The sequence below is a fragment of the Ancylobacter aquaticus genome, from assembly GCF_004339465.1.
Taxonomy (GTDB): Bacteria; Pseudomonadota; Alphaproteobacteria; order Rhizobiales; family Xanthobacteraceae; genus Ancylobacter; species Ancylobacter aquaticus.
This window is the reverse complement of the sequence record NZ_SMFY01000001.1, coordinates 18359-38600: the sequence shown is the minus strand read 5'-3', so window position 1 is coordinate 38600 and position 20242 is coordinate 18359. Positions and strand designations below refer to the sequence as shown.

Sequence of the window (20242 nt, the reverse complement as noted above, 5' to 3'; positions counted from 1 at the left end):
CTTTCTGATCTACGGCACGGCCGGCGGCGTCAGCTTCCGGCCGTGTATTCGTTCCAGATAGCGTTTTCGCCCAACGTGGCGATAAAGGCGGCATGGGCGGCATCTTCCGCTTCGCTCCGGCGCGGTGCCAGCGGGCGCGGGCGCTGCAGGGGCGTGGCCACCTGACCTTCGATCACGATCGTCGTTGTCGTCTCGGTCGCCGTCAGGCTCATCGCCGTCTGCTTGCCGCCGCACAGCTCGGCATAGACTTCCGCCAGCAACTCTGAATCGAGCAGCGCCCCGTGCTTGGTGCGGCGGGAACTGTTGATGCCGTAGCGGTTCATCAGGTCGTCGAGACGATTCGACGCACCGGGGTGCCGGCGGCGGGCGAGGGACAGCGTGTCGATCACCCGGTCGAAGGTCAGCGCCGGCCGGCCGATTTTCGCCAGTTCCGCATTGATGAAGCCGATGTCGAAAGCCGCGTTGTGGATCACCAGCGGGTCGCCGCCGATGAAGGCGAGGAAATCGTCCACCACATGGGGGAAGAGCGGCTTGTCGGCGAGAAAATCGCTGGACAGGCCATGTACGTTGAACGCCTCCAGGGGCATGTCGCGCTGGGGGTTGAGATAGACGTGGTAGACCTGCCCAGTGGGAATGCGGTTGAGGATTTCGACGCAGCCGATCTCGACCAGGCGGTCGCCGGTGAGCGGGTTGAGGCCGGTGGTCTCGGTGTCGAGCACGATCTCACGCATCGCCGTCTCCCTGTTCCGCATCCGCGCCGCGCGTCGCCCGCAGCTGGCCCAGCAGCTCTGCCACGGCGGCCCGGGCCGGGTCGAGCCCCTGACTGGTGTCGACCACAAAATCGGCGCGCCGGCGCTTCTCTATATCGGGCATCTGCCGGGAGAGAATCGCGGCGAAGGTCGGCTCCGTCATTCCGGGCCGGGCGAGGACCCGGGCGCGTTGCACCGCTTCCGGCGCCGTGACGACCAGGACGGCGTCGACCCGGTCCTGAGCGCCAGTCTCATAAAGCAGCGGGATGTCGAGCACGGCGACAGGCTCGCCCGCTTCCGCCGCCCGTTCGAGGAAGGCCTTTTCCCGCGCCCGGACCAGCGGGTGGACAATGGCCTCCAGCCGCTTCATCGCCGCGTCATCGCCCAGCACAAGTGCGCCGAGCCGGCTGCGGTCGATCCGCCCGTCGACCGCCACGCCGGGAAAGGCCGCCTCCACCGGGCCGACGCCCTCCGCGCCATAAAGCGCGTGCACGGCGGCGTCCGCATCGTGCACCGGCACGCCGAGCTCGCGAAAAATCTGCGCGGTGGTCGATTTGCCCATGCCGATGGAGCCCGTGAGCCCCAGCCGGAAGGGTCGGCGAGGGCTCACGCGAGTTGCCCCTTGGTCTTAAGATCGGCGATCGCGAGTGCCCGCAGTTCCGGCGTCACCTGCGGGCGCACGCCGAACCAGCGCTCGAAGCCCGGCACCGCCTGGTGCAGCAGCATGCCGAGCCCGTCCACCGTGGCGAGCCCGCGCGCCTTGGCGGCCTTGAGCAGCGGCGTTTCCAGCGGCACATAGACAATATCCGTCACCAGTGCATCCGGCGACAGGGCTGAGAGGTCGATGTCGAGCGGCGGCTGGCCCTTCATGCCGAGCGAAGTGGTATTGACCAGCAGCCGGCAGCCCATCAGCCGGCCACCGAGATCGCGCCACTCTATGGGCTGCACGCGCGGGCCGAACGTCTCGCGCAGCGCCTCTCCCCGTGCCCGCGTGCGGTTGGCCACCACCACGCGGTCCCCCCCCCGCTCCAGCAGCCCGTAGACGATGGCGCGCGCCGCGCCGCCCGCCCCGAGCACCACGGCCTCTCCAAGCGCCCGCGCCCATTCCGGCTCAGCGGCGTCGAGATTGGCAAGGAAACCATGCACATCGGTGTTGGCGCCGTGGAGATCACCGTTCTCCAGCCACAGCGTATTGACCGCGCCGAGCGCCTGCGCGACGGAATCGCGCGCCACGCAGGCACGGAAGGCCGCTTCCTTATGCGGCACGGTGACATTGCCGCCGATCAGGCCGGAGGCGGCGAAATCGCTGAAGAAAGCCTCGATCGTCTCCGGCGCGACATCGCGCACGCCATAGGTGCCGTCGATGCCATGCTGGCGCAGCCAGTAGCCATGGATGAGCGGCGAGCGGGAATGGCTTACGGGATGGCCGATAATCGCCACATGTCGGGTCACAGCAGAAGTCCCTGAGAGCGCAGAAAGGCCAGCAGCGGCAGGAGCGGCAATCCCAGTATCACCGAATGGTCGCCCTCGACACGGGTGAACAGGTGGATGCCGAGCCCTTCCAACTGGTAGCCGCCGACGCTGGACAGCACCGCCTCGCCGGCGGCGTCGAGATAGGCGTCCATTGCCGCCGCGTCGAGCGCGCGCATGGTGAGGTGGGCGCTCTCCACCGTCGTGAACAGCACCGCACCGTCGCGCGCCACCGCCACGGCCGAGTGCAGCGCATGGGTGCGCCCCGCCAGAAGGGCGATTTGCGACTGCGCCGCCGCCCGGTCCGCCGGCTTGTGCAGGGCCTGCGCCCCCAGCGCCAGCGTCTGGTCGGCGCCGATGACCAGACGGCCGACCTGCGCGGCGCTGCCCGCCAGCGCCTTGGCCCGGGCAAGGGCGAGCGCGACGGCCTGCGGCCCTGCGCCCGCTTCCACCGCCTCTGCCTCAAGGGCGCGCTCGTCCACCTCGACGCTCGCCACCTCGAACGGCAGCCGAGCTGCCTCCAGCAAGGCGCGCCGCGCCGCGCTTTTGGAGGCAAGAACAAGCGGATCCGCCCCGCGCCAGAGGCCGTTGTCGGGCAGGAAATCAGCCATTGGGATTCTCGGTCAACCTGCGGCGGCGTTCCTGCAGCAGGGCGATGATCGCCGCCGCCGTTTCCTCGATGGAGCGCCGGGTCACGTCGATCATCGGCCAGCCATGGCGCGCGCACAGCCGGCGGGAGAAGGCGATTTCCTCGGCCACCGCCTGATGGTCGGTATAGGCGTCGGCTGCCTGCGCGGCGTTCAGCCCGAGCAGCCGATTGCGGCGAATCTCCACCACCCGGTCGGCGCTGGCCAGCAGGCCGACGATCAGCGGCCGTTTCAGCTCGGCAAGGCCCGACGGCACCGGCAGGCTCGGCACCAGCGGGATGTTGGCTGTCTTGATGCCGCGATTGGCGAGATAGATGCTGGTCGGCGTCTTGGAGGAGCGGGAAATGCCGAGCAGCACCACGTCGGCCGCCTCCAGCCCGTCCACATGCTGGCCGTCATCGTGCATGACCGTAAAGTTCATCGCGTCGATGCGGCGGAAATAATCGCCGTCGAGCTGGTGCTGGCCGCCGACGCGCGGCTCCGGCACGCCGCCGAGATAGGCCTGGAACAGTTGCACGACAGGCGCCAGCACGGAGAGCACCGGCACGCCATGTTCGCGGCAATAGGTCTTCAAGCGATTGCGCAGTTCCGGATCGGTCAGGGTGTAGAGCACGATGCCGGGGAACTCCTCGATCGCCTGCACCACCTTGTCGAGCTGCTTGTGCGAGCGCACGAGGGGATAGATGTGCTCGATCGGCTTCACGTCATACTGCGCCGCCGCCGCCCGGCCGACGCTGATCAGCGTCTCGCCGGTGGAATCCGACACGAGATGGAGGTGGTAGTAGCTCTCCGACGGGCGGGCGGAATCAGTCACCCCGGTCATCCACAGGCCTGTGCATAAGGAGGGAACAAGCCACGCCCTCCGCACGTTCGCAAGAGTGCCCTGGGGACAGAGGCCGTTTTCCTCCACAAGCCACCGGCCTGTGCGTCCCATCGCGGTGGGGCATGCGAACTGCGTGGATAAACCGGCCTGCCCCACCTAAGCCGTTGGAGCAACACCCGTCTCTGATCGCTTCCGGCCGGCCGAGCCGGCGTCAGGCTGGGGGTCGATTGTGAGCGGCGAGGAACATGTCTAATCCCCTGCTCTAAACACAGACAACTTTCGATTCTAAGTGATTAAAGAAGTATGAAGAGCGCGGGGATAACGGGACGGTGAGCAGCATGGCAGGGACGGAAGGGCGGGTGGCAGCGTGAGCGGACAGTCGATCATGCTGCAGGCACTGGATGGAAAGGTGCCAACGCGCACGCCGATCTGGATGATGCGCCAGGCGGGGCGTTATCTCCCGGAATATCGTGCAGTGCGCGAGAAAGCCGGCGATTTCCTCACCCTCTGCTACACGCCCGATCTTGCCGTCGAGGTCACGCTTCAGCCGATTCGTCGCTTCGGCTTCGATGCGGCAATCCTGTTCTCCGACATTCTTGTCGTGCCCCATGCGCTCGGCTGCCCGCTGACTTTCGAGACAGGCGAGGGCCCCCGCCTTGTGCCCGTCACTAACGGCGCCGAGCTTGCCGCTCTCCGCGAGGATCTCGATCCCACGAAGATCGACCGGGTGCTGGAAGCGGTTGGCCGCATCCGGGCCGAGCTTCCTACCGAGACGGCACTGCTCGGCTTTTGCGGCGCGCCGTGGACGGTGGCGACCTACATGATCGCCGGGCGCGGCACGTCGGACCAGGCGCCGGCCCGCCTCGCGGCGCTGACCGATCCGGATTTCTTCACCGCGCTGATCGATCGGCTGGTGGAAACCTCCGCCCGTTATCTCGTCGGCCAGCTCAAGGCCGGCGCCGATGCGGTGCAGATCTTTGACAGCTGGGCCGGCGTGCTGGACCCCGAGAGTTTCCGTCGCTGGTCGATCGAGCCGATCCGCCGCATCGTTGCCTTGGTGCGTGCCGAAGTGCCGGGGGCGCGGATCATCGCTTTTCCCAAGGGGGCGACGCTATCCGGCCTCTCCACGATGGTGCAGGCCGCCGGCGTCAACGCAGTGGGACTGGACTGGACGGCGGACCGCCCGGCGACGCGCTATGCGCTGGGGGGCAAATGCGCGCTGCAGGGCAATCTCGACCCGCTCACCCTCATCGCCGGCGGCCGGGCGCTGGACGCTTCCATCGACGCCATCCTTGCGGATTTCAACGGTGCCTCGCATGTGTTCAATCTCGGCCACGGCATTCGCCCGGAGACGCCGATCGCCCATGTGGAACGGATGATTTCCCGCATCCGTGGCGGGTAGGCGGCGGACGGGCGGCAGCCTGGGGGTGGATTGTCCATGCTCTACGAATGGATCAAGGCGCTGCACGTCATGGCCATCATCTCGTGGATGGCGGCGCTGCTCTACATGCCCCGGCTGATGGTCTATCACTGCGACGCGCCCGTGGGATCGCCGCAGTCGGAAACCTTCAAGGTGATGGAGCGGCGCCTGCTCAAGGCCATCGCCCGTCCCGCGATGGGGGTGAGCTGGCTGGCCGGGTTGTATCTCGCCTGGCAGGGCGGATGGTTCGCCTCAGGCTGGTTTCACGTGAAACTGGCGCTGGTCATCGGGCTCAGCGTGGCGCAGGAATATCAGGCCCGGTGGGTCGCCGATTTCGCTGCTGACCGGAACAGCCGGCCGGCGCGCTTCTTCCGGCTGATGAACGAGGTGCCGACGCTGCTGATGATCGGCATCGTCATCATGGTCATCGTAAAGCCGTTTTAACCCGTTCAAAGCGTCATGCGGCAGGCTTGCGCCGGTTCGCGGCTTTGCCTATGGTGCGCGGACTCCACGAAGCTGGCTGTCACTCCGTTCAGGCGGGCATCTTCCCCGATGCCGCACGGTGTGCCGGACAAGAAGCCGATCCCCTCGGCCTGGGTCCGCAGACCAGCGCTTCCCACCTTTTGTCGTTTCGGCGGGTGTTTTTCCCGGCCGGGTACGTCCACATCAGAATATCGAGGCCCTTTCCCATGGGGGAAATGAAGCTCCAGGACCTCAAGTCCAAGAACCCCGCCGAACTTCTCGTGGTTGCGGAGGAGCTTGAGGTCGAGAACGCCAGCACGTTGCGCAAGCAGGAGCTGATGTTCGCCATTCTCAAGCAGGTTGCCGCCAAGGATACCGACATCATCGGCGAGGGTGTGGTCGAGATCCTCTCTGACGGTTTCGGCTTCCTGCGCTCGCCGGACGCCAATTATCTGCCCGGCCCTGATGACATCTATGTCTCGCCGAGCCAGATTCGCCGCTTCGGGCTGCGCACCGGCGACACGGTCGAGGGCCAGATCCGTTCGCCCAAGGATGGCGAGCGCTATTTCGCCCTCCTCAAGGTCAACACGATCAATTTTGAGGACCCGGACAAGATCCGGCACAAGATCAATTTCGATAACCTGACCCCGCTCTATCCCGACGAGCGGCTGAAGCTGGAAATCGAAGACCCGACGCGCAAGGATTTCTCTGCCCGCGTCATCGATGTCGTGGCGCCGATCGGCAAGGGCCAGCGCGGCCTCATCGTCGCCCCGCCGCGCACCGGCAAGACCGTGCTGCTGCAGAACATCGCCCAGTCCATCACGACCAATCATCCCGAGTGCTACCTCATCGTGCTGCTCATCGACGAGCGGCCGGAGGAAGTCACCGACATGCAGCGCTCGGTGAAGGGCGAGGTGGTCTCGTCCACCTTCGACGAACCGGCCCAGCGCCATGTGCAGGTCGCGGAAATGGTGATCGAGAAGGCTAAGCGCCTGGTCGAGCACAAGCGTGACGTGGTGATCCTGCTCGATTCAATCACTCGGCTCGGCCGCGCCTACAACACCGTGGTGCCGTCCTCCGGCAAGGTGCTGACCGGCGGTGTCGACGCCAACGCCCTGCAGCGCCCCAAGCGCTTCTTCGGCGCGGCGCGTAACATCGAGGAAGGCGGCTCGCTGACCATCATCGCCACCGCGCTGGTCGATACCGGCTCGCGCATGGACGAGGTGATCTTCGAGGAGTTCAAGGGCACCGGCAATTCCGAGGTCATTCTCGACCGCAAGGTCTCGGACAAGCGGGTGTTCCCGGCCATCGACATCACGCGCTCGGGGACCCGCAAGGAAGAGCTGCTTGTGCCGGCGGACGTCTTGAAGAAGATGTATGTGCTGCGCCGCATTCTCAATCCGATGGGCACGGTCGACGCCATCGAGTTCCTGGTCGACAAGCTGCGCCAGACCAAGACCAATGGCGACTTCTTCGACTCGATGAACACGTAAGGCCAAAACATAAGGCAAGCACACCCACGGCAAAAAGCCGGGGTGAGGCCGCTGGGAGGCGGGGGCATGCAGGCAGGGCGGATCTACCGGCTTTCGTTGATGTCGTTTCCCGCCGCCCTGTTTCTGGCGCTGCCGGTTCACGCCGGCGTCGCCGAGCGCGAGCCGCCGCCGGCCGAGCTGTGGATCTTCGTCATCGGCATCGCGGCGCTCAGCTGGGTCATGGCCTGCCGGCGCTGGTGGCTTCCCCTCGCCGTGTGGCTGCCCACCGCCCTGTTCGTCGCCAGTCTCGTCGCCGATTTCGCCGACCCGGTCATCGGGCCGGCGGTGCGCGAGGAACTCGGCCTCGCCTATGTGCTGCAGGCGGACCTTGCCGGGGCGCTCATGCTCGTCGTGCCGCTGATGCTGGCCAATATCCGGTTCAGCCGGAAAGACTGAGCCCGCGCACGCCGAAAGCGTCGCGAAAGGTCGGCATGGCGACATGTGCGCATTCGCAATCCAAAGTGCCGATTGCGGGCATTAATGCGGCATCATCGCCAATGTCGGATCGTTTCGCCTCTGAAATGATGGCCTCCAGAAATGACTCGTGGCGGGCAAACGCCCGCGGGTCCGATCCATCCATCGCAAAAAACTTGTCGCCCGCCAGCGGCCATTTCTGTTGAAATACGGGCCTGTGGGGGCTTTTGTCCCCAACTTATCCACAGGCCTGTCCCCGGCAGCTTGTGTCCGGCGATGCCGGCCCGATTCGGGCAAATCTCCGCCTCGCTCTCAGCCGCCAGCCACCACTTCCGCCAATCGATTCGATTCCGTAACGGGAAGCGAACACACCCCGCCGGCGCAGACAAAAGCGGCCGCGTGCATGCCGTCGGCACGCAGGCTTTCCGCCTTCGCACGGGCGGGGTGATCGGCCGAAAGGGCGGCCGGGTCTTCCACCCGCTGCACCGTGATGTCGACGCGGGGCAGGCGCCGCGCCGCGTCAGCTAGCGCTTCGGCCCCTTCGCCCGCCCCGATGACGACGATCTCCGGCGCGCGCAGCCGGCTGTCGAGCGCGTTGAGCAGCCCGGCATGGCTGTAGAGGTTCGGGGCCGCGCGCGGCAGCAGGGCATCGAACAGTCGGTCGGCGCGGGTACGGTAGGCATCTTCGCCGGTCAGCGCGGCGAGCCGCACCAGATTGCGGGCGATCAGCGCCTGCGGGTTGGTGACGGCATCGTCCGCCGTAGCCTCGGGCCGCAGGATCAGTCCTTCGGCATCGTCGGCAGTGAGATAATAGCCGCCATCTTCCGTCGCATGGTGGGTCTCTAGTTTTCCCTGCCAGGCGACCGCGTGGTTGAGATAGAAACGCTCGCCGGTCGCCTGATTGAGAGCAAGGGCGGCGCCGATCATCGCGGCGTAGTCGGAGGAGAGTCCGGGGAACACCAGCCGTCCTTCCCGCCAGCTATGGCCGAGCCGCCCATCCTTCACCATCGATTCGGCAATGAAACGGAAGGCGCCTTCCGCCAACTCCACCCATTCCGGCCGACCGAGGCGCGGCGCGGCGCCGACCAGCGCGCTGATCATCAGCCCGTTCCAGTCCGCCAGCACCTTGTCGTCGCGGCCCGGCGGCACCCGCGTCTCGCGCACGCGCAGCAGCTTGTCGCGCAGCATGGCGAGCCGGATTTCGTCGGCGCCCGAGCGCTCCATCTCCTTCAGTCGATTCGGGATCGAAACGCCTTCCCAATTGCCGAAGGGTACGATGTCGTAGTGGCGGGCGAAGAACTCGGCATCCTGCGCCCCCAGCGCGTCCAGCACCTGCTTGAGCGTCCAGACGTAATAGCGCCCCTCATGGCCCTCGGAATCGGCGTCGAGGCTGGCGGCGAAAGCGCCCCCATCCGTCATCATCTCGCGCTGCAGCCAGCCCACCGTCTCATCGGCGCGGGCACGGAACAGCTCGGCCAGGGTCTCGCTATAGGCGAGGCCGAGCAGGTCGAGAATCTGCGCATTGTCGTAGAGCATCTTCTCGAAATGCGGCACCAGCCAGCGCTCGTCGACGGAGTAGCGGGAATAGCCGCCCCCGATATGGTCGTAGATGCCGCCCTCGCTCATGCCGTCCAGCGCGTGCAGCGCCGCGTCGCGCAGCTTCGTGCGGCCGGTGCGCTCCCAGCCGCGCCACAACAGTTCGAGGAACGGCGTGTTGGGGAATTTCGGCGAGCCCTGCAGCCCGCCATGCTCGGTGTCCATGATGCCCAGGATGCGCCCGGCGATATCGTCGAGCTCGTTGGTGCCGATCACGACCTCGCCGGCGGGGCGGGCTTTCTGGCGCAGCCGCTCCAGCAGGGCGGCGCGGTTCTGGGTGATGCGCGGATCGCCCGAGGCATAGGCGCCGGCCATGGTCTTCAGCACCTCGGTGAAGGCGGGCTGGCCGTAGCGCGCCTCCTTGGGGAAATAGGTGCCGCCCCAGAACGGTGCGGCCTCGGGGTCGAGGAACATGGTCATCGGCCAGCCGCCCTGCACGCCGAGCTGCTGCAGCGCGGCCATATAGATCTGGTCCACCTCCGGCCGCTCCTCGCGATCGACCTTGATGTTGACGAACAGCTCGTTCATCACCGCCGCCGTCGCGTCGTCCTCGAAGCTTTCATGCGCCATCACATGGCACCAGTGGCAGGCGGCGTAGCCGATGGAGAGCAGGATCGGCCGGTTGGTCCGCCGGGCTTCCTCGAAGGCTTCGGGCGTCCACTCCCACCAGTCGACGGGGTTGTCCTTGTGCTGGAGCAGATAGGGGCTGGCGGCGGCGGCGAGCTGGTTGGGCAAGATGTCGCTCCGGCTAGGGACACAGTATCGTGGCATGGCGGCAGGCGCTCGTTTCAAGAGAGCGACCGACTCAAAAGATAGGGCGTAGCGGGTGGACCTGCAGGAAAAAAGCGCAATCACGAAGAGCGAGATCGACAGGGGCGCCGTCGCCTCAGTCGCAGGCGGCGACACTATCGCGGCGGTGTCCTCCGGCAGCGGCGGCGCGGTCGCGGTCATCCGGCTGTCGGGGCCACAAGCGGGAAGAGCGCTGGAGGCGCTGGCGGGCCGGCGTCCTGAGCCGCGCCGGGCGCATCTGGCGCGGCTGCGCCATCCCGCCAGCGGCGAAGTGCTTGACCAGGGGCTGGCGCTCTGGTTTCCGGGACCGCGCAGCGCGACGGGCGAGGACATGGCCGAACTGCAGATCCATGGCGGGCGTGCCGTTGTGGCCGCCGTGCTCGGCGCGGTGCTCGCCGTACCCGGCCTGCGCCCGGCGGAGGCGGGCGAGTTCACCCGCCGCGCCTTTCTCAACGGCCGGATGGACCTCACCCAGGCCGAGGGCCTTGCCGACCTGATCGGGGCGGAAACGCAGGCTCAGCGCCGGCTCGCTTTCGCCCATGCTTTCGGCCATCTCGGCCAGCGTGTAGAGGACTGGCGCCGCCGGCTCATCCGCGCCATGGCGCTGGTCGAGGCCGGCATCGACTTCGCCGATGAGGACGACGTGCCGGCCGGGGCGAGGGCGCTGGCGCGGCCGGAGGTGGAGGCCTTGTCGCTGGAACTGGAGACGGCGTTGGCCGACCGGCGCGGCGCGATGGTGCGCGAGGGCGCGCTTATCGCCATTGCCGGCCTCCCCAATGCGGGCAAGTCGTCACTCATCAACGCGCTGGCGCAACGCGACGTCGCCATCGTTTCGGACGAGCCCGGCACCACGCGGGATCTGCTGGAAGTCGCGCTGGATCTCGGCGGCCACAAGGTCACGCTTGTGGACACCGCGGGCCTGCGCGAGGCGACGAGCAAGGTGGAGGCGGAGGGCATCCGCCGGGCGCGCGCCCGGGTGGCGCAGGCCGACCTGATCCTGTGGGTGCATGACCTCTCTGCCGGACCCGTGCTTAAGGTGTGCCCATCCATCGAGGCCCAAGCGCCGCTCTGGCTGGTCGCCAACAAGATCGACAGGGCGGCGGGCGAACCCAGTTATGCAGCCAGCTGGGCGGCGCAGGTTCGCGCTGTGTCGGCGACCAGTGGGGAGGGGCTGGCTGAACTGACCCGTGCCATTGGCAGCTTCATCTCTGCCCGCGCGGAAGGCGAGCACCCGGCGCTGATCCGGGCCCGGCATCGCGCCAGCGCGGCGGAAGCCGACGCGCATCTCGCGCTCGCGCTCACGCAGTGGGAGACTCTGGACGACGAACTTCTGGCCGAGGAGCTTCGTCTCGCCGCCCGCGCGCTCGGCCGCATGACCGGGGCGATCGGCGTCGAGGATCTTCTCGATGTCGTGTTCCGCGAATTCTGCATCGGCAAGTAGCTGCCCGGCCGGGCTGGATTCACGTGAAACAGAGCGGCCACTAGGGCCGATTCGTAAACGAAATGTTTCACGTGAATCAGGTCGCCCGGCTGTCCACAGGGGGCGGCGAGAGGGCGGCGGCTTGACGGCGGGGCAAATCGCTGGCTGAACAGCGCATCCCTCCGCCCGCCGAGACGCGCGCGCCCGTTTCGTGGCGCGATAGAAGCCTGCGAGCCCGTCCCATGATCGCTCCCGATCTTTCTTTCGACGTCGTCATTATTGGCGGCGGCCATGCCGGCACCGAGGCGGCCGCCGCTGCCGCGCGGCTCGGTGCCCGCACGGCGCTGGTGACGCACAGCCACGCCACGCTCGGCACCATGTCGTGCAACCCGGCCATTGGCGGGCTCGGCAAGGGGCACCTCGTGCGCGAGATCGATGCGCTGGACGGGCTGATGGGGCGCGTCGCCGACCAGGGCGGCATCCAATTCCGCCTGCTCAACCGCCGCAAGGGCCCGGCCGTGCGCGGCCCGCGCGCCCAGGCCGACCGCAAGCTCTACGCGCAGGCAATGCAGCGTGAGATCGAGTCCCAACCGAACCTGTTCGTGGTTGAGGGCGAGGCCGACAGTCTCACGCTCCGGGAGGGCCGCGTCACCGGCCTCGTCCTGGCGGATGGACGGCGGGTGTCCGCCGGTGCCGTCGTCGTCACCACGGGCACTTTTCTCAACGGGTTGATCCATATCGGCGACCAGCAGATCCCGGCGGGGCGGATGGGCGAGGCGCCGGCGCGCGGCCTGTCCAACTCGCTCGCGGCGTTGGGCATGCGGCTCGGTCGGCTCAAGACCGGCACGCCGCCGCGTCTCGACGGGCGCACCATCGACTGGCGCGGGCTGGAGATGCAGGATGGCGATTCGCCCCCGGAACCTTTTTCCTCGCTGACCGAGGCAATCACCAATCCCCAGGTGAAGTGCGGCATCACCCGCACCACGCCGGAAACCCATGCGGTGATCCGTTCCAACATTGCACGCTCGGCCATGTACTCCGGCAATATCCAGAGCGTAGGTCCCCGCTACTGCCCATCCATCGAGGACAAGATCGTCCGCTTCGGCGAGCGTGAGGGCCACCAGATTTTTCTGGAGCCTGAAGGTCTCGACGACCCCACCGTCTATCCCAACGGCATTTCCACCTCGTTGCCAGAGGAGGTTCAGCGCCTATTGTTGGCGACCATTCCGGGGCTGGAAAGGGTCCGCCTTGTCCGCCCGGGCTATGCCATCGAATATGACCATGTCGACCCGCGCGAGCTTGAGCCGACGCTGGAAGTGCGCAAAGCTCCCGGACTGTTCCTCGCAGGTCAGATCAACGGCACCACCGGCTATGAGGAAGCCGCCGCGCAGGGGCTTGTCGCCGGGCTCAACGCGGCCCGCCGGGCGGGAGGCGCGGACGGCGTCACCTTCGATCGGGCGGAAGCCTATATCGGGGTGATGATCGACGATCTGGTGACGCGCGGCGTCACCGAGCCCTACCGCATGTTCACCTCCCGGGCGGAATACCGGCTCTCGCTGCGGGCCGACAATGCCGATCAGCGCCTGACGGCCAAGGGGGACGAACTCGGTCTTGTCGGCGCCGCGCGACGCGTGCAGTTCACCGCCCGTCGCGAGGCGCTGGCGCGGGTGTCGGCGTGGACCCGCTCGGTGTCGATCACTCCGGGGGAGGGCGACGCGCATGGACTCACCCTGAACCGCGACGGCCAGCGGCGCTCAGCATTCGATCTGCTGTCCTACCCGCATGTCGGCTGGGCCGATATCTGCCGTATTTGGCCAGAGGCCGGGCAGGAGGAACCGCGCATCGGCGAGCAGGTGGAGGTGGATGCAAAGTACGCGGTCTATCTGCACCGGCAGGAGGCCGACATCGCTTCGTTCCGCCGCGACGAGGCGGCCGAGCTGGCGGAGATGGACTATCGCGGCCTGGCCGGCCTCTCCAACGAGATCAAGGCGAAGCTGGAATCGATTCGGCCCCGTACCATTGGTCAGGCGGGCCGCATCGATGGCATGACTCCCGCAGCGCTCGCGCTGCTGGCGGCGCATGCCCGCCGGGTTTCCTGAGGCGCGCGTTGCGGGCTCTCGCTCGTGATGGCGCGGCGTGATGGTGGCGGCGCGATACGGTATATTGCGCCATGTCCCACATCGATTCGGCCGACCGCTCCCGCGCCCTGAGCCTCACGCCTGTTTCACGTGAAACAGAACAGCGGCTCGAAATCATCGTCGCTCTGCTGGCAAAGTGGCAGCGCACCATCAATCTCGTAGCGCCGGCGACGCTGCCTGTCGTCTGGACCCGTCATATCGCGGATTCGCTGCAGCTGATGCCGCTGGCGGGGGAGGCGACACGTTGGGTCGATCTCGGCTCGGGCGGCGGGTTTCCCGGCCTCGTGGTGGCGGCGGTTCTGGCGGAGCGGCGCGATGCCGATGTGACATTGGTGGAGAGCGACAGCCGGAAGGCCGCCTTTCTGCGCGAGGCGGCGCGGCTCGCCGACCTGCCTGTCACCGTGCTGCCGTCGCGAATCGAGCAGGTCGCCGCCGTCGTCGCCCCCGGCGTCGAGGTTGTCTCGGCCCGCGCGCTTGCGCCATTGCCGAGACTGTTGGAATTGGCATTACCCTTCCTTGCACAAGGAGCGACCGGTCTGTTCCTCAAGGGACAAGATGTTGATAACGAATTGACCCAGGCATCTAAATCTTGGAGAATCGACGCTGAGATTAGGGCGAGCCTCACCGATGGTGGCGGGCATGTCCTGATCGTCCGCAAGGCGGTTCCTCTGGGGCCCGAAGCGGTCGGCGGCAAGAGTTCGGGCGGCAAGGGTTTTTCGCAGGGTGGACACCATGGATGAGGCTTCGCTCGCTCCCGCCGCGCCCCGGCCGGTTCCCCGCGTCCTGGCCCTTGCCAACCAGAAGGGCGGGGTCGGCAAGACCACGACCGCGATCAATCTCGGGACCGCGCTAGCGGCGATCGGCGAGACGGTTCTGATCATCGATCTCGACCCGCAAGGCAACGCGTCCACCGGCTTGGGCATCGACCGCCGCAGCCGCCGGGTCTCGACCTATGACGTGCTGACCGGAGAGATCGAGCTTCGCGAGGCGGTGCTGGAAACGGCCGTGCCGCGGTTGCATATCGCGCCCTCCACCATGGACCTCTCCGGCATCGAGCTGGAACTCGCCACCCAGCGCGATCGCGCCTATCGCCTGCGCGACGCGATCCGTCGTCTCAACGGAACGGCGGAGCAGTATGAACGTAGCCGAAATGATATTGATTACACCTACGTTCTGATTGATTGCCCGCCCTCGCTGAATCTCATCACCGTCAACGCCATGGCGGCGTCGAACGCCATTCTGGTGCCGCTGCAATGCGAGTTTTTCGCGCTGGAAGGCCTGTCCCAGCTGCTGAAGACGGTGGAGCAGGTGCGGACCACGCTCAATCCGCAGCTGACCATCCACGGCATCGTGCTGACCATGTTCGATGCCCGCAACAATCTCTCGACCCAGGTGGTCGACGATGTGCGCCAGTTCATGGGCGCCAAAGTCTACGAGACCATCATCCCGCGCAATGTGCGGGTGTCGGAGGCGCCGTCTTATGGGAAGCCGGTGTTGCTCTACGATCTCAAATGCGTCGGGTCGCAGGCCTATCTTCGTCTCGCATCCGAAATAATTCAGCGTGAGCGCAGTTTGCGCCTCGCAGCGGCGTAGGGAGGGGGCGATGGCCATGGCGGAAGACGGCGGACGCTCGCGGCTCGGGCGCGGCCTTGCGGCGCTGATCGGCGACATGGGCGAGGACAGCGGCGCGGCCAATGACCGTGGTCGTATCGGTGGCGGTGCCCGCAAAGTGCCGCTCGCCTTCCTGCGGCCCAATCCGCGCAATCCGCGTCGCAGTTTTGCCGAGGGCGATCTCGACGATCTCGCCGCCTCCATCCGCGAGCGCGGCATCATCCAGCCCATCGTCGTGCGCCAGGTCGCCGGCGAGCGCGAGGCCTATGAGATCGTCGCCGGTGAGCGCCGCTGGCGTGCCGCCCAGCGCGCCGGCATCCATGAGGTGCCGATCGTCGTTGTCGAAGTCGACGACCGCGAGGCGCTCGAAATCGCCATCATCGAGAACGTGCAGCGGGCCGATCTCAACCCGCTGGAAGAGGCGGCCGGATATCAGTCGCTGGCCGACCAGTTCAACTATTCGCAGAACGACCTGGCCCGGGTGATCGGCAAGAGCCGCAGCCATGTTGCCAACACGATGCGGCTGCTGCGCCTGCCGGAGACGGTGAAGCAGTTCCTCGCCGATGGCCGCCTCTCGGCCGGCCATGCGCGGGCGCTGCTCACCCAGGACGACCCCGAGGCGCTGGCGCAGGCCATCGTCGCCCAGGGCATGAACGTGCGCGCCATCGAGGCGCTGGCGCAGGAGCTCAATGTCGCCAAGGCGGAAGCTGCCGGCAAGCCGCCGAAGAAGGCCAAGCTTCACCCCGCGCTCGACGCGGACACGGCCGCGCTGCAGCGCCGGCTTTCCGACGAACTCGGCCTCGCCGTGACGCTGAAGCATGATGGCGAGGCGGGCGAAATCCGCATCCGCTACTCCTCGCTGGACCAACTGGACGAGGTCTGCCGGCGGCTGGCGGGAATCTGAGGGCTCAGCCCCGTTTCGCCTGACCGGCCACCTGCAGCAGGGCCCGCTCGGCGATCGCCGGGCCCAGCGCCGCGTTGCGCCGGGCGGCGAGCAGCGCGTCGTCGAGCGCGAACAGTGCGGTCTCCAGCCGGGCGACGGTCCAGCCGCGCAGTGCCTTCTCGATGAACGGCTTGCGCCGGAAATGGATCGCCGGCCGCGCGCCTTCCACCGTGCGCTCGACACTGCCGCCAGCCTCGATGACGAGCCGCATCTGGTGCAGCGCTTGCGCCGTGCGACACACCGCGCCCAGCACGATATCGGCCCGCATGCCCTCGCCGGTCGCCTTGGCGAAGGCGCTCGCCATCTCAGCCGGCTGGCCGGCGAAGGTGGCGTCGGCGATCTCGTCCAGCGCCAGGCTGGAGGCGTCGCCGACAATGGCGCGCACATGGGCGCTGGTGATGCGGGGCTCGCCTGTGGCGTAGATCAGCAGCTTGGCGATTTCGCCGCGCGAGGCCATGCGGTCGCCGCCGAGCAGCGCCAGCAGCTCGCCGCGCGCGTCGCGGTCCAGCGCCATGCCGGCCTCCGCCATCATGGTGTCGACGAGACGGGCGAGGTCGCGCTCCGTGTCGGCGTAGCAGGCGATGGCGAGGGCGTGCGGCGAGGCCTCGCACAGCGCCCGCAGGCCCATGCCGCGCTTGAGATCGCCGGCCTCGATGACGATGATGGCCTGTTCCGGTGGCGACGCCAGCAACGCTTCGACCGCCGGAATCACGTTGCGCGAGCCGACCCGGAGCGAGACTACCCGCCGGCCGCCGAACAGCGCCATCGTTCCGGCCTCGTCGACCAGCCGGCCGGGGTCGCCGGAAATCTCGTCGCCGTCGAGCCGGACAATGCCGAACGGGTCGTTCGAGCCGGCGCTGGCGCGCGCGAGATAGGCGCGGGCGCGCTCGCGCACCAGCCCGCTATCAGGACCGAACAACAGGACGACGGGGCGCAGCGGGTCGAGGCGGCTCAGCGTCGCCTCGACATCGCCCGGCCGGACAGCGACCATGGACGGCCTCAGCTCCTGGGAGCACGGGTCAGGAAATAGGAGGCGAGCTGGCTCTTGATCGTCTCGGCGGCCACCGACGCGGAACGGTTCTCCGCGTCGCGAATCGCGCGGGCGCGGGCGAAGCGCTGATAGCCGCTGTCCAGCGAGGCCTTGCCGCTGGCTTGGCCTATGCGCAGCGGCGTCTTGGTATTGCCGGCCTCATAAAGCTGCCATTTGACGTCGACCGAGACGATTTCCACTTCCGGCAAACCGGTGAGCGGGCTGACGACGGAGGCCTCAGCCGTTTCGCTGCGGACATCCAGGATCAGGCGATAGGGCGCGCCAGCCGGATTTCCCGCACCGCCGGTCAGCGCGAAGATCAGGTCGTTGCGCACCTCGTCGCCGACCCGGCCGGCGGAGAACACCACCTCGATCTGGCTGAAACTCTCCTGGAGCACCGAGCCCTGACCGGGGGTCGTCTCGGCATACATGGGCTGGAAGCAGCCGGCCGCAGAAAGGGCAAGCAGTCCCGCCCCGGCGAGACCGAGCAGACGGCGGCGTGCGGGCATCGTGTTCCTCCGGTCAGGCGACGACATTCACAATCCTTTGCGGCACGACGATGATACGCTTCGGGGCGCGCCCGTCGAGTGCCTGCGCGATCAGGTCGAGGGCGAGCACCGCCTTCTCGACCTCGGCGGGGCTGGCATTCCTGCCCACCACGATCTCGCCGCGCCGCTTGCCATTGATTTGAATCGGCAGCGTAACACTGTCCTCGACCAGCAGATCGGCCTCGACCTCCGGCCAGCCGGCCTCGGCCATCAGCCCGTCACCGGCCAGAACCTGCCCGCATTCCTCGGCCAGATGCGGCACCATGGGCGCTACCACGGCGGCCAGAAAGGTCGCGGCTTCCCGCAGCGCGAAGGCCATGTCGGTCCCGACCTCACCCTTGCGGGCGTCGGCGAGCACGTCGGCGAATACATTGGCGAAGGCATGCACCCGCGCCACGGCGACATTGAAGCGCAGCCGCTCGATATCGTCCGCCACCTGAGCCGCCAGCCTGTGGGCGGCGCGGCGCAGCGCCATCGATTCGGTTCCGAAATCAGCCGGGCGCGCCACGGCGTCGGGGGCCAGTGCCACCGCTTCGCCGACCAATCGCCAGATCCGCTGGACGAAGCGCCAGGCCCCTTCGATGCCGGCGCTGGTCCATTCGCTGTCGCGTTCGGGCGGGGTGTCGGCGAGCATGAACCAGCGGGCGCAGTCGACGCCATAGGTGTCGGCAACGATTTCCGGCGGCACCACGTTGCGCTTGGATTTCGACATCTTCTCCGGCGCACCGATGGTGACGGGCTCGCCCGTGCCCACTTTCACCGGCCGGCCCTCGCCGTCGCGCTCGACCTCCTCGGGGAAGAGCCAGCGTCCTTCCGCGTCCTTATAGGTTTCGTGGACGATCATGCCTTGGGTGAACAGTCCGGCGAAGGGCTCTGCCACCGAGACCCGGCCAAGCTTTTTCAGCGTGCGGATGAAGAAGCGCGAATAGAGCAGGTGCAGGATCGCGTGCTCGATTCCGCCAATATACTGGTCCACCGGCAGCCATTTGTCGGCGGCGCCCTTCTGCAGCGGCGCGGTGCCGGGTTCGGCGGCAAAGCGCGCGAAGTACCAGGACGAATCGACGAACGTGTCCATGGTGTCGGTTTCGCGCCGGGCGGGCGTCCCGCAAGCCGGGCAGTTCACATGCTTCCATGTGGGGTGGCGGTCCAGCGGGTTGCCCGGCTGGTCGAAGGTCACGTCCTCGGGCAGCCGCACGGGCAGTTGGTCCTCCGGGACGGGGACCGGGCCACACGTGTCGCAATGGATGATCGGGATCGGGCAGCCCCAATAGCGCTGGCGCGAAATGCCCCAGTCGCGCAGCCGGTAGTTCACGGCTCGCTCGCCCACCGTAGCGTCGCCGAGAATCTGGTTCTCCAGCGTCAGCGCCACCTTCTCCTTCGCCGCCGGCACGGTGAGCCCGTCGAGGAAGCGGGAGTTGAACAGCGTGCCCTCGCCCTCATAGGGCGCCTCGGCCACCGAGAAACTGGCCGGGTCGACATCGGCCGGCAGCACGACAGGGGTGATCGGCAGGCCGTATTTGCTGGCGAAATCGTGGTCGCGCTGGTCATGCGCCGGGCAGCCGAAAATGGCGCCGGTGCCGTAGTCCATCAGCACGAAATTGGCGACATAGACCGGCAGGTCCGGCCCGCCGAGCGGATGACGCACCTTCAGCCCGGTGTCGAAGCCCATCTTCTCCTGGGTCTCGATCTCGGCGGTGGAGGTGCCGCCGCGTCGGCATTCCTCGACGAAGGTGGTGAGCGCCGGGTGTGCCGCCGCAAGTTGCTCGGTCAGCGGATGGCCGGGCGAGAGTGCGAGGAAAGAGGCGCCGAACAGCGTGTCCGGGCGGGTCGTGTAGACCTTGATCTCCTGCGGCAAACTTTCCGGCGCGTGATCGACCACGAAACGCACATGGAGGCCCTCGGAGCGGCCGATCCAGTTGCGCTGCATCAGGCGCACCTTGTCCGGCCAGCGCTCCAGCGTGTCGAGCCCGGCCAGCAACTCCTCGGAGGCATCGGAGATGCGGAAGAACCACTGCGCCAGCTTGCGCCGTTCCACCAACGCGCCGGAACGCCAGCCGCGCCCGTCGATCACCTGCTCATTGGCGAGCACGGTGTTGTCGACCGGGTCCCAGTTGACCTCGCTCTCGCGCCGATAGGCGAAGCCGCCCTTGAGGAATTCGAGGAAGATGCGCTGCTGCTCGCCATAATAGGAGGGATCGCAGGTGGCGATCTCGCGCGACCAGTCGAGCGAGAGGCCGAGCAGCTTGAGCTGCTCGCGCATGGTGGCGATGTTCTCGTAGGTCCACTTGCCCGGATGGGTCTTGCGCTCGATCGCGGCGTTTTCCGCCGGCAGGCCGAACGCGTCCCACCCCATGGGGTGGAGGACATTGAAGCCCTTCATGCGCTTGAAGCGCGCCACCACGTCGCCCATCACATAGTTGCGGCCATGGCCGATATGGATGCGCCCCGACGGGTAGGGAAACATTTCGAGCACGTAGTATTTGGGACGCGGATCGTCGTTGCGGGTGCGGTAGATGCCGCGTTCGTCCCAGATCTTCTGCCAGCGGGGCTCGGCCTCGCGGGCATTGTAGCGCTCGGTGCTCATGGACAGGCTTCTTGGATCGGCAAACATCGGAAAAAAGGGCGCAAACCCTCAGGAAAAAGGTTCACG

General features: G+C 67.3%; 19 protein-coding genes. 9 read left to right on the top strand and 10 right to left on the bottom strand.

Translation table 11 applies throughout. The features are described 5' to 3' along the window. Window positions 1-29: 29 nt before the first annotated feature. From dnaQ to EV667_RS00190, 5 genes are read right to left on the bottom strand one after another with little or no spacing between them, the layout of a single operon-like run. A complete protein-coding gene (gene dnaQ, locus EV667_RS00210) occupies window positions 30-731 on the bottom strand; it encodes a DNA polymerase III subunit epsilon (RefSeq protein ID WP_131833338.1) in 702 nt (233 codons plus the stop codon). Next, window positions 724-1359, bottom strand: coding sequence for a dephospho-CoA kinase (gene coaE, locus EV667_RS00205; protein ID WP_131833337.1), 636 nt, complete (start codon window positions 1357-1359; stop codon window positions 724-726). The genes dnaQ and coaE overlap by 8 nt, the downstream gene beginning before the upstream one ends. Continuing rightward, the gene (locus EV667_RS00200) at window positions 1356-2201 is read right to left on the bottom strand and encodes a shikimate dehydrogenase (RefSeq protein ID WP_131833336.1); all 846 of its coding nucleotides are present in this window, start codon (window positions 2199-2201) and stop codon (window positions 1356-1358) included. Before EV667_RS00200 ends, coaE begins: the two co-directional genes overlap by 4 nt. Beyond that, window positions 2198-2830: a Maf family protein gene (locus tag EV667_RS00195; protein WP_131833335.1), complete on the bottom strand. Its 633-nt coding sequence runs from the start codon at window positions 2828-2830 to the stop codon at window positions 2198-2200. The genes EV667_RS00200 and EV667_RS00195 overlap by 4 nt, the downstream gene beginning before the upstream one ends. Further along, a complete protein-coding gene (locus EV667_RS00190) occupies window positions 2823-3689 on the bottom strand; it encodes a pyruvate, water dikinase regulatory protein (RefSeq protein WP_131833334.1) in 867 nt (288 codons plus the stop codon). Before EV667_RS00190 ends, EV667_RS00195 begins: the two co-directional genes overlap by 8 nt. Window positions 3690-4074: 385 nt before the next feature. Between EV667_RS00190 and hemE the strand changes: the two genes are divergently transcribed. From hemE to EV667_RS00170, 4 genes are all read left to right on the top strand, one after another. Continuing rightward, window positions 4075-5091, top strand: coding sequence for a uroporphyrinogen decarboxylase (hemE, locus tag EV667_RS00185; protein WP_131833333.1), 1017 nt, complete (start codon window positions 4075-4077; stop codon window positions 5089-5091). A 36-nt stretch (window positions 5092-5127) separates the two neighbouring features. Continuing rightward, window positions 5128-5553 carry a protoporphyrinogen oxidase HemJ gene (gene hemJ / locus EV667_RS00180; RefSeq protein ID WP_131833332.1) on the top strand — a complete coding sequence of 142 codons (426 nt, stop codon included), beginning with the start codon at window positions 5128-5130 and terminating at the stop codon, window positions 5551-5553. Window positions 5554-5798: 245 nt separating this feature from the next. Beyond that, a complete protein-coding gene (gene rho / locus EV667_RS00175; RefSeq protein WP_131833331.1) occupies window positions 5799-7064 on the top strand; it encodes a transcription termination factor Rho in 1266 nt (421 codons plus the stop codon). Window positions 7065-7130: 66 nt separating this feature from the next. After that, window positions 7131-7499, top strand: a complete 369-nt coding sequence (locus EV667_RS00170; protein WP_245515915.1) for a hypothetical protein — start codon at window positions 7131-7133, stop codon at window positions 7497-7499. Here the strand turns inward: EV667_RS00170 and EV667_RS00165 are convergent. Both EV667_RS00165 and EV667_RS00160 read right to left on the bottom strand, forming a co-directional pair. Next, on the bottom strand, window positions 7483-7683 hold the full coding sequence (locus EV667_RS00165; RefSeq protein WP_131833330.1) for a hypothetical protein: 201 nt from the start codon (window positions 7681-7683) through the stop codon (window positions 7483-7485). The genes EV667_RS00170 and EV667_RS00165 overlap by 17 nt on opposite strands. 146 nt (window positions 7684-7829) lie before the next feature. Beyond that, window positions 7830-9848 (bottom strand): thioredoxin domain-containing protein, encoded by a 2019-nt coding sequence (locus EV667_RS00160; RefSeq protein WP_131833329.1) that lies wholly within the window; start codon window positions 9846-9848, stop codon window positions 7830-7832. A 91-nt stretch (window positions 9849-9939) separates the two neighbouring features. Between EV667_RS00160 and mnmE the strand changes: the two genes are divergently transcribed. The 5 genes from mnmE to EV667_RS00135 all read left to right on the top strand — a co-directional run bounded on the left by mnmE (window position 9940) and on the right by EV667_RS00135 (window position 15975). Further along, complete coding sequence (mnmE, locus tag EV667_RS00155) at window positions 9940-11343, top strand: tRNA uridine-5-carboxymethylaminomethyl(34) synthesis GTPase MnmE (protein WP_131833328.1); 1404 nt, start codon at window positions 9940-9942, stop codon at window positions 11341-11343. Between the two features lie 221 nt (window positions 11344-11564). Next, window positions 11565-13421, top strand: coding sequence for a tRNA uridine-5-carboxymethylaminomethyl(34) synthesis enzyme MnmG (gene mnmG / locus EV667_RS00150; RefSeq protein WP_131833327.1), 1857 nt, complete (start codon window positions 11565-11567; stop codon window positions 13419-13421). A gap of 71 nt (window positions 13422-13492) precedes the next feature. Beyond that, on the top strand, window positions 13493-14200 hold the full coding sequence (rsmG, locus tag EV667_RS00145) for a 16S rRNA (guanine(527)-N(7))-methyltransferase RsmG (protein ID WP_131833326.1): 708 nt from the start codon (window positions 13493-13495) through the stop codon (window positions 14198-14200). Continuing rightward, window positions 14193-15053 (top strand): ParA family protein, encoded by an 861-nt coding sequence (locus tag EV667_RS00140; RefSeq protein WP_131833325.1) that lies wholly within the window; start codon window positions 14193-14195, stop codon window positions 15051-15053. The genes rsmG and EV667_RS00140 overlap by 8 nt, the downstream gene beginning before the upstream one ends. A 10-nt stretch (window positions 15054-15063) precedes the next feature. After that, window positions 15064-15975 (top strand): ParB/RepB/Spo0J family partition protein, encoded by a 912-nt coding sequence (locus tag EV667_RS00135; protein WP_131833324.1) that lies wholly within the window; start codon window positions 15064-15066, stop codon window positions 15973-15975. Between the two features lie 4 nt (window positions 15976-15979). Here EV667_RS00135 and holA read toward each other — a convergent pair whose 3' ends face one another. From holA to leuS, 3 genes are read right to left on the bottom strand one after another with little or no spacing between them, the layout of a single operon-like run. Then, complete coding sequence (holA, locus tag EV667_RS00130) at window positions 15980-17005, bottom strand: DNA polymerase III subunit delta (RefSeq protein WP_131833323.1); 1026 nt, start codon at window positions 17003-17005, stop codon at window positions 15980-15982. A gap of 8 nt (window positions 17006-17013) precedes the next feature. Then, window positions 17014-17553 (bottom strand): LPS assembly lipoprotein LptE, encoded by a 540-nt coding sequence (locus EV667_RS00125; RefSeq protein WP_131833322.1) that lies wholly within the window; start codon window positions 17551-17553, stop codon window positions 17014-17016. A gap of 13 nt (window positions 17554-17566) precedes the next feature. Then, window positions 17567-20176, bottom strand: coding sequence for a leucine--tRNA ligase (leuS, locus tag EV667_RS00120; RefSeq protein WP_131833321.1), 2610 nt, complete (start codon window positions 20174-20176; stop codon window positions 17567-17569). Window positions 20177-20242 lie beyond the last annotated feature (66 nt).

Bases quoted from the DNA above. Each gene is read 5' to 3' on its own strand.
- dnaQ (WP_131833338.1), bottom strand. From the start codon at position 731: ATGCGTGAGATCGTGCTCGACACCGAGACCACCGGCCTCAACCCGCTC.
- EV667_RS00195 (WP_131833335.1), bottom strand. From the start codon at position 2,830: ATGGCTGATTTCCTGCCCGACAACGGCCTCTGGCGCGGGGCGGATCCG.
- EV667_RS00190 (WP_131833334.1), bottom strand. From the start codon at position 3,689: ATGACCGGGGTGACTGATTCCGCCCGCCCGTCGGAGAGCTACTACCAC.
- hemE (WP_131833333.1), top strand. From the start codon at position 4,075: ATGCTGCAGGCACTGGATGGAAAGGTGCCAACGCGCACGCCGATCTGG.
- hemJ (WP_131833332.1), top strand. From the start codon at position 5,128: ATGCTCTACGAATGGATCAAGGCGCTGCACGTCATGGCCATCATCTCG.
- rho (WP_131833331.1), top strand. From the start codon at position 5,799: ATGGGGGAAATGAAGCTCCAGGACCTCAAGTCCAAGAACCCCGCCGAA.
- EV667_RS00170 (WP_245515915.1), top strand. From the start codon at position 7,131: ATGCAGGCAGGGCGGATCTACCGGCTTTCGTTGATGTCGTTTCCCGCC.
- EV667_RS00165 (WP_131833330.1), bottom strand. From the start codon at position 7,683: ATGGATGGATCGGACCCGCGGGCGTTTGCCCGCCACGAGTCATTTCTG.
- mnmG (WP_131833327.1), top strand. From the start codon at position 11,565: ATGATCGCTCCCGATCTTTCTTTCGACGTCGTCATTATTGGCGGCGGC.
- rsmG (WP_131833326.1), top strand. From the start codon at position 13,493: ATGTCCCACATCGATTCGGCCGACCGCTCCCGCGCCCTGAGCCTCACG.
- EV667_RS00140 (WP_131833325.1), top strand. From the start codon at position 14,193: ATGGATGAGGCTTCGCTCGCTCCCGCCGCGCCCCGGCCGGTTCCCCGC.
- EV667_RS00135 (WP_131833324.1), top strand. From the start codon at position 15,064: ATGGCCATGGCGGAAGACGGCGGACGCTCGCGGCTCGGGCGCGGCCTT.
- holA (WP_131833323.1), bottom strand. From the start codon at position 17,005: ATGGTCGCTGTCCGGCCGGGCGATGTCGAGGCGACGCTGAGCCGCCTC.
- EV667_RS00125 (WP_131833322.1), bottom strand. From the start codon at position 17,553: ATGCCCGCACGCCGCCGTCTGCTCGGTCTCGCCGGGGCGGGACTGCTT.
- leuS (WP_131833321.1), bottom strand. From the start codon at position 20,176: ATGAGCACCGAGCGCTACAATGCCCGCGAGGCCGAGCCCCGCTGGCAG.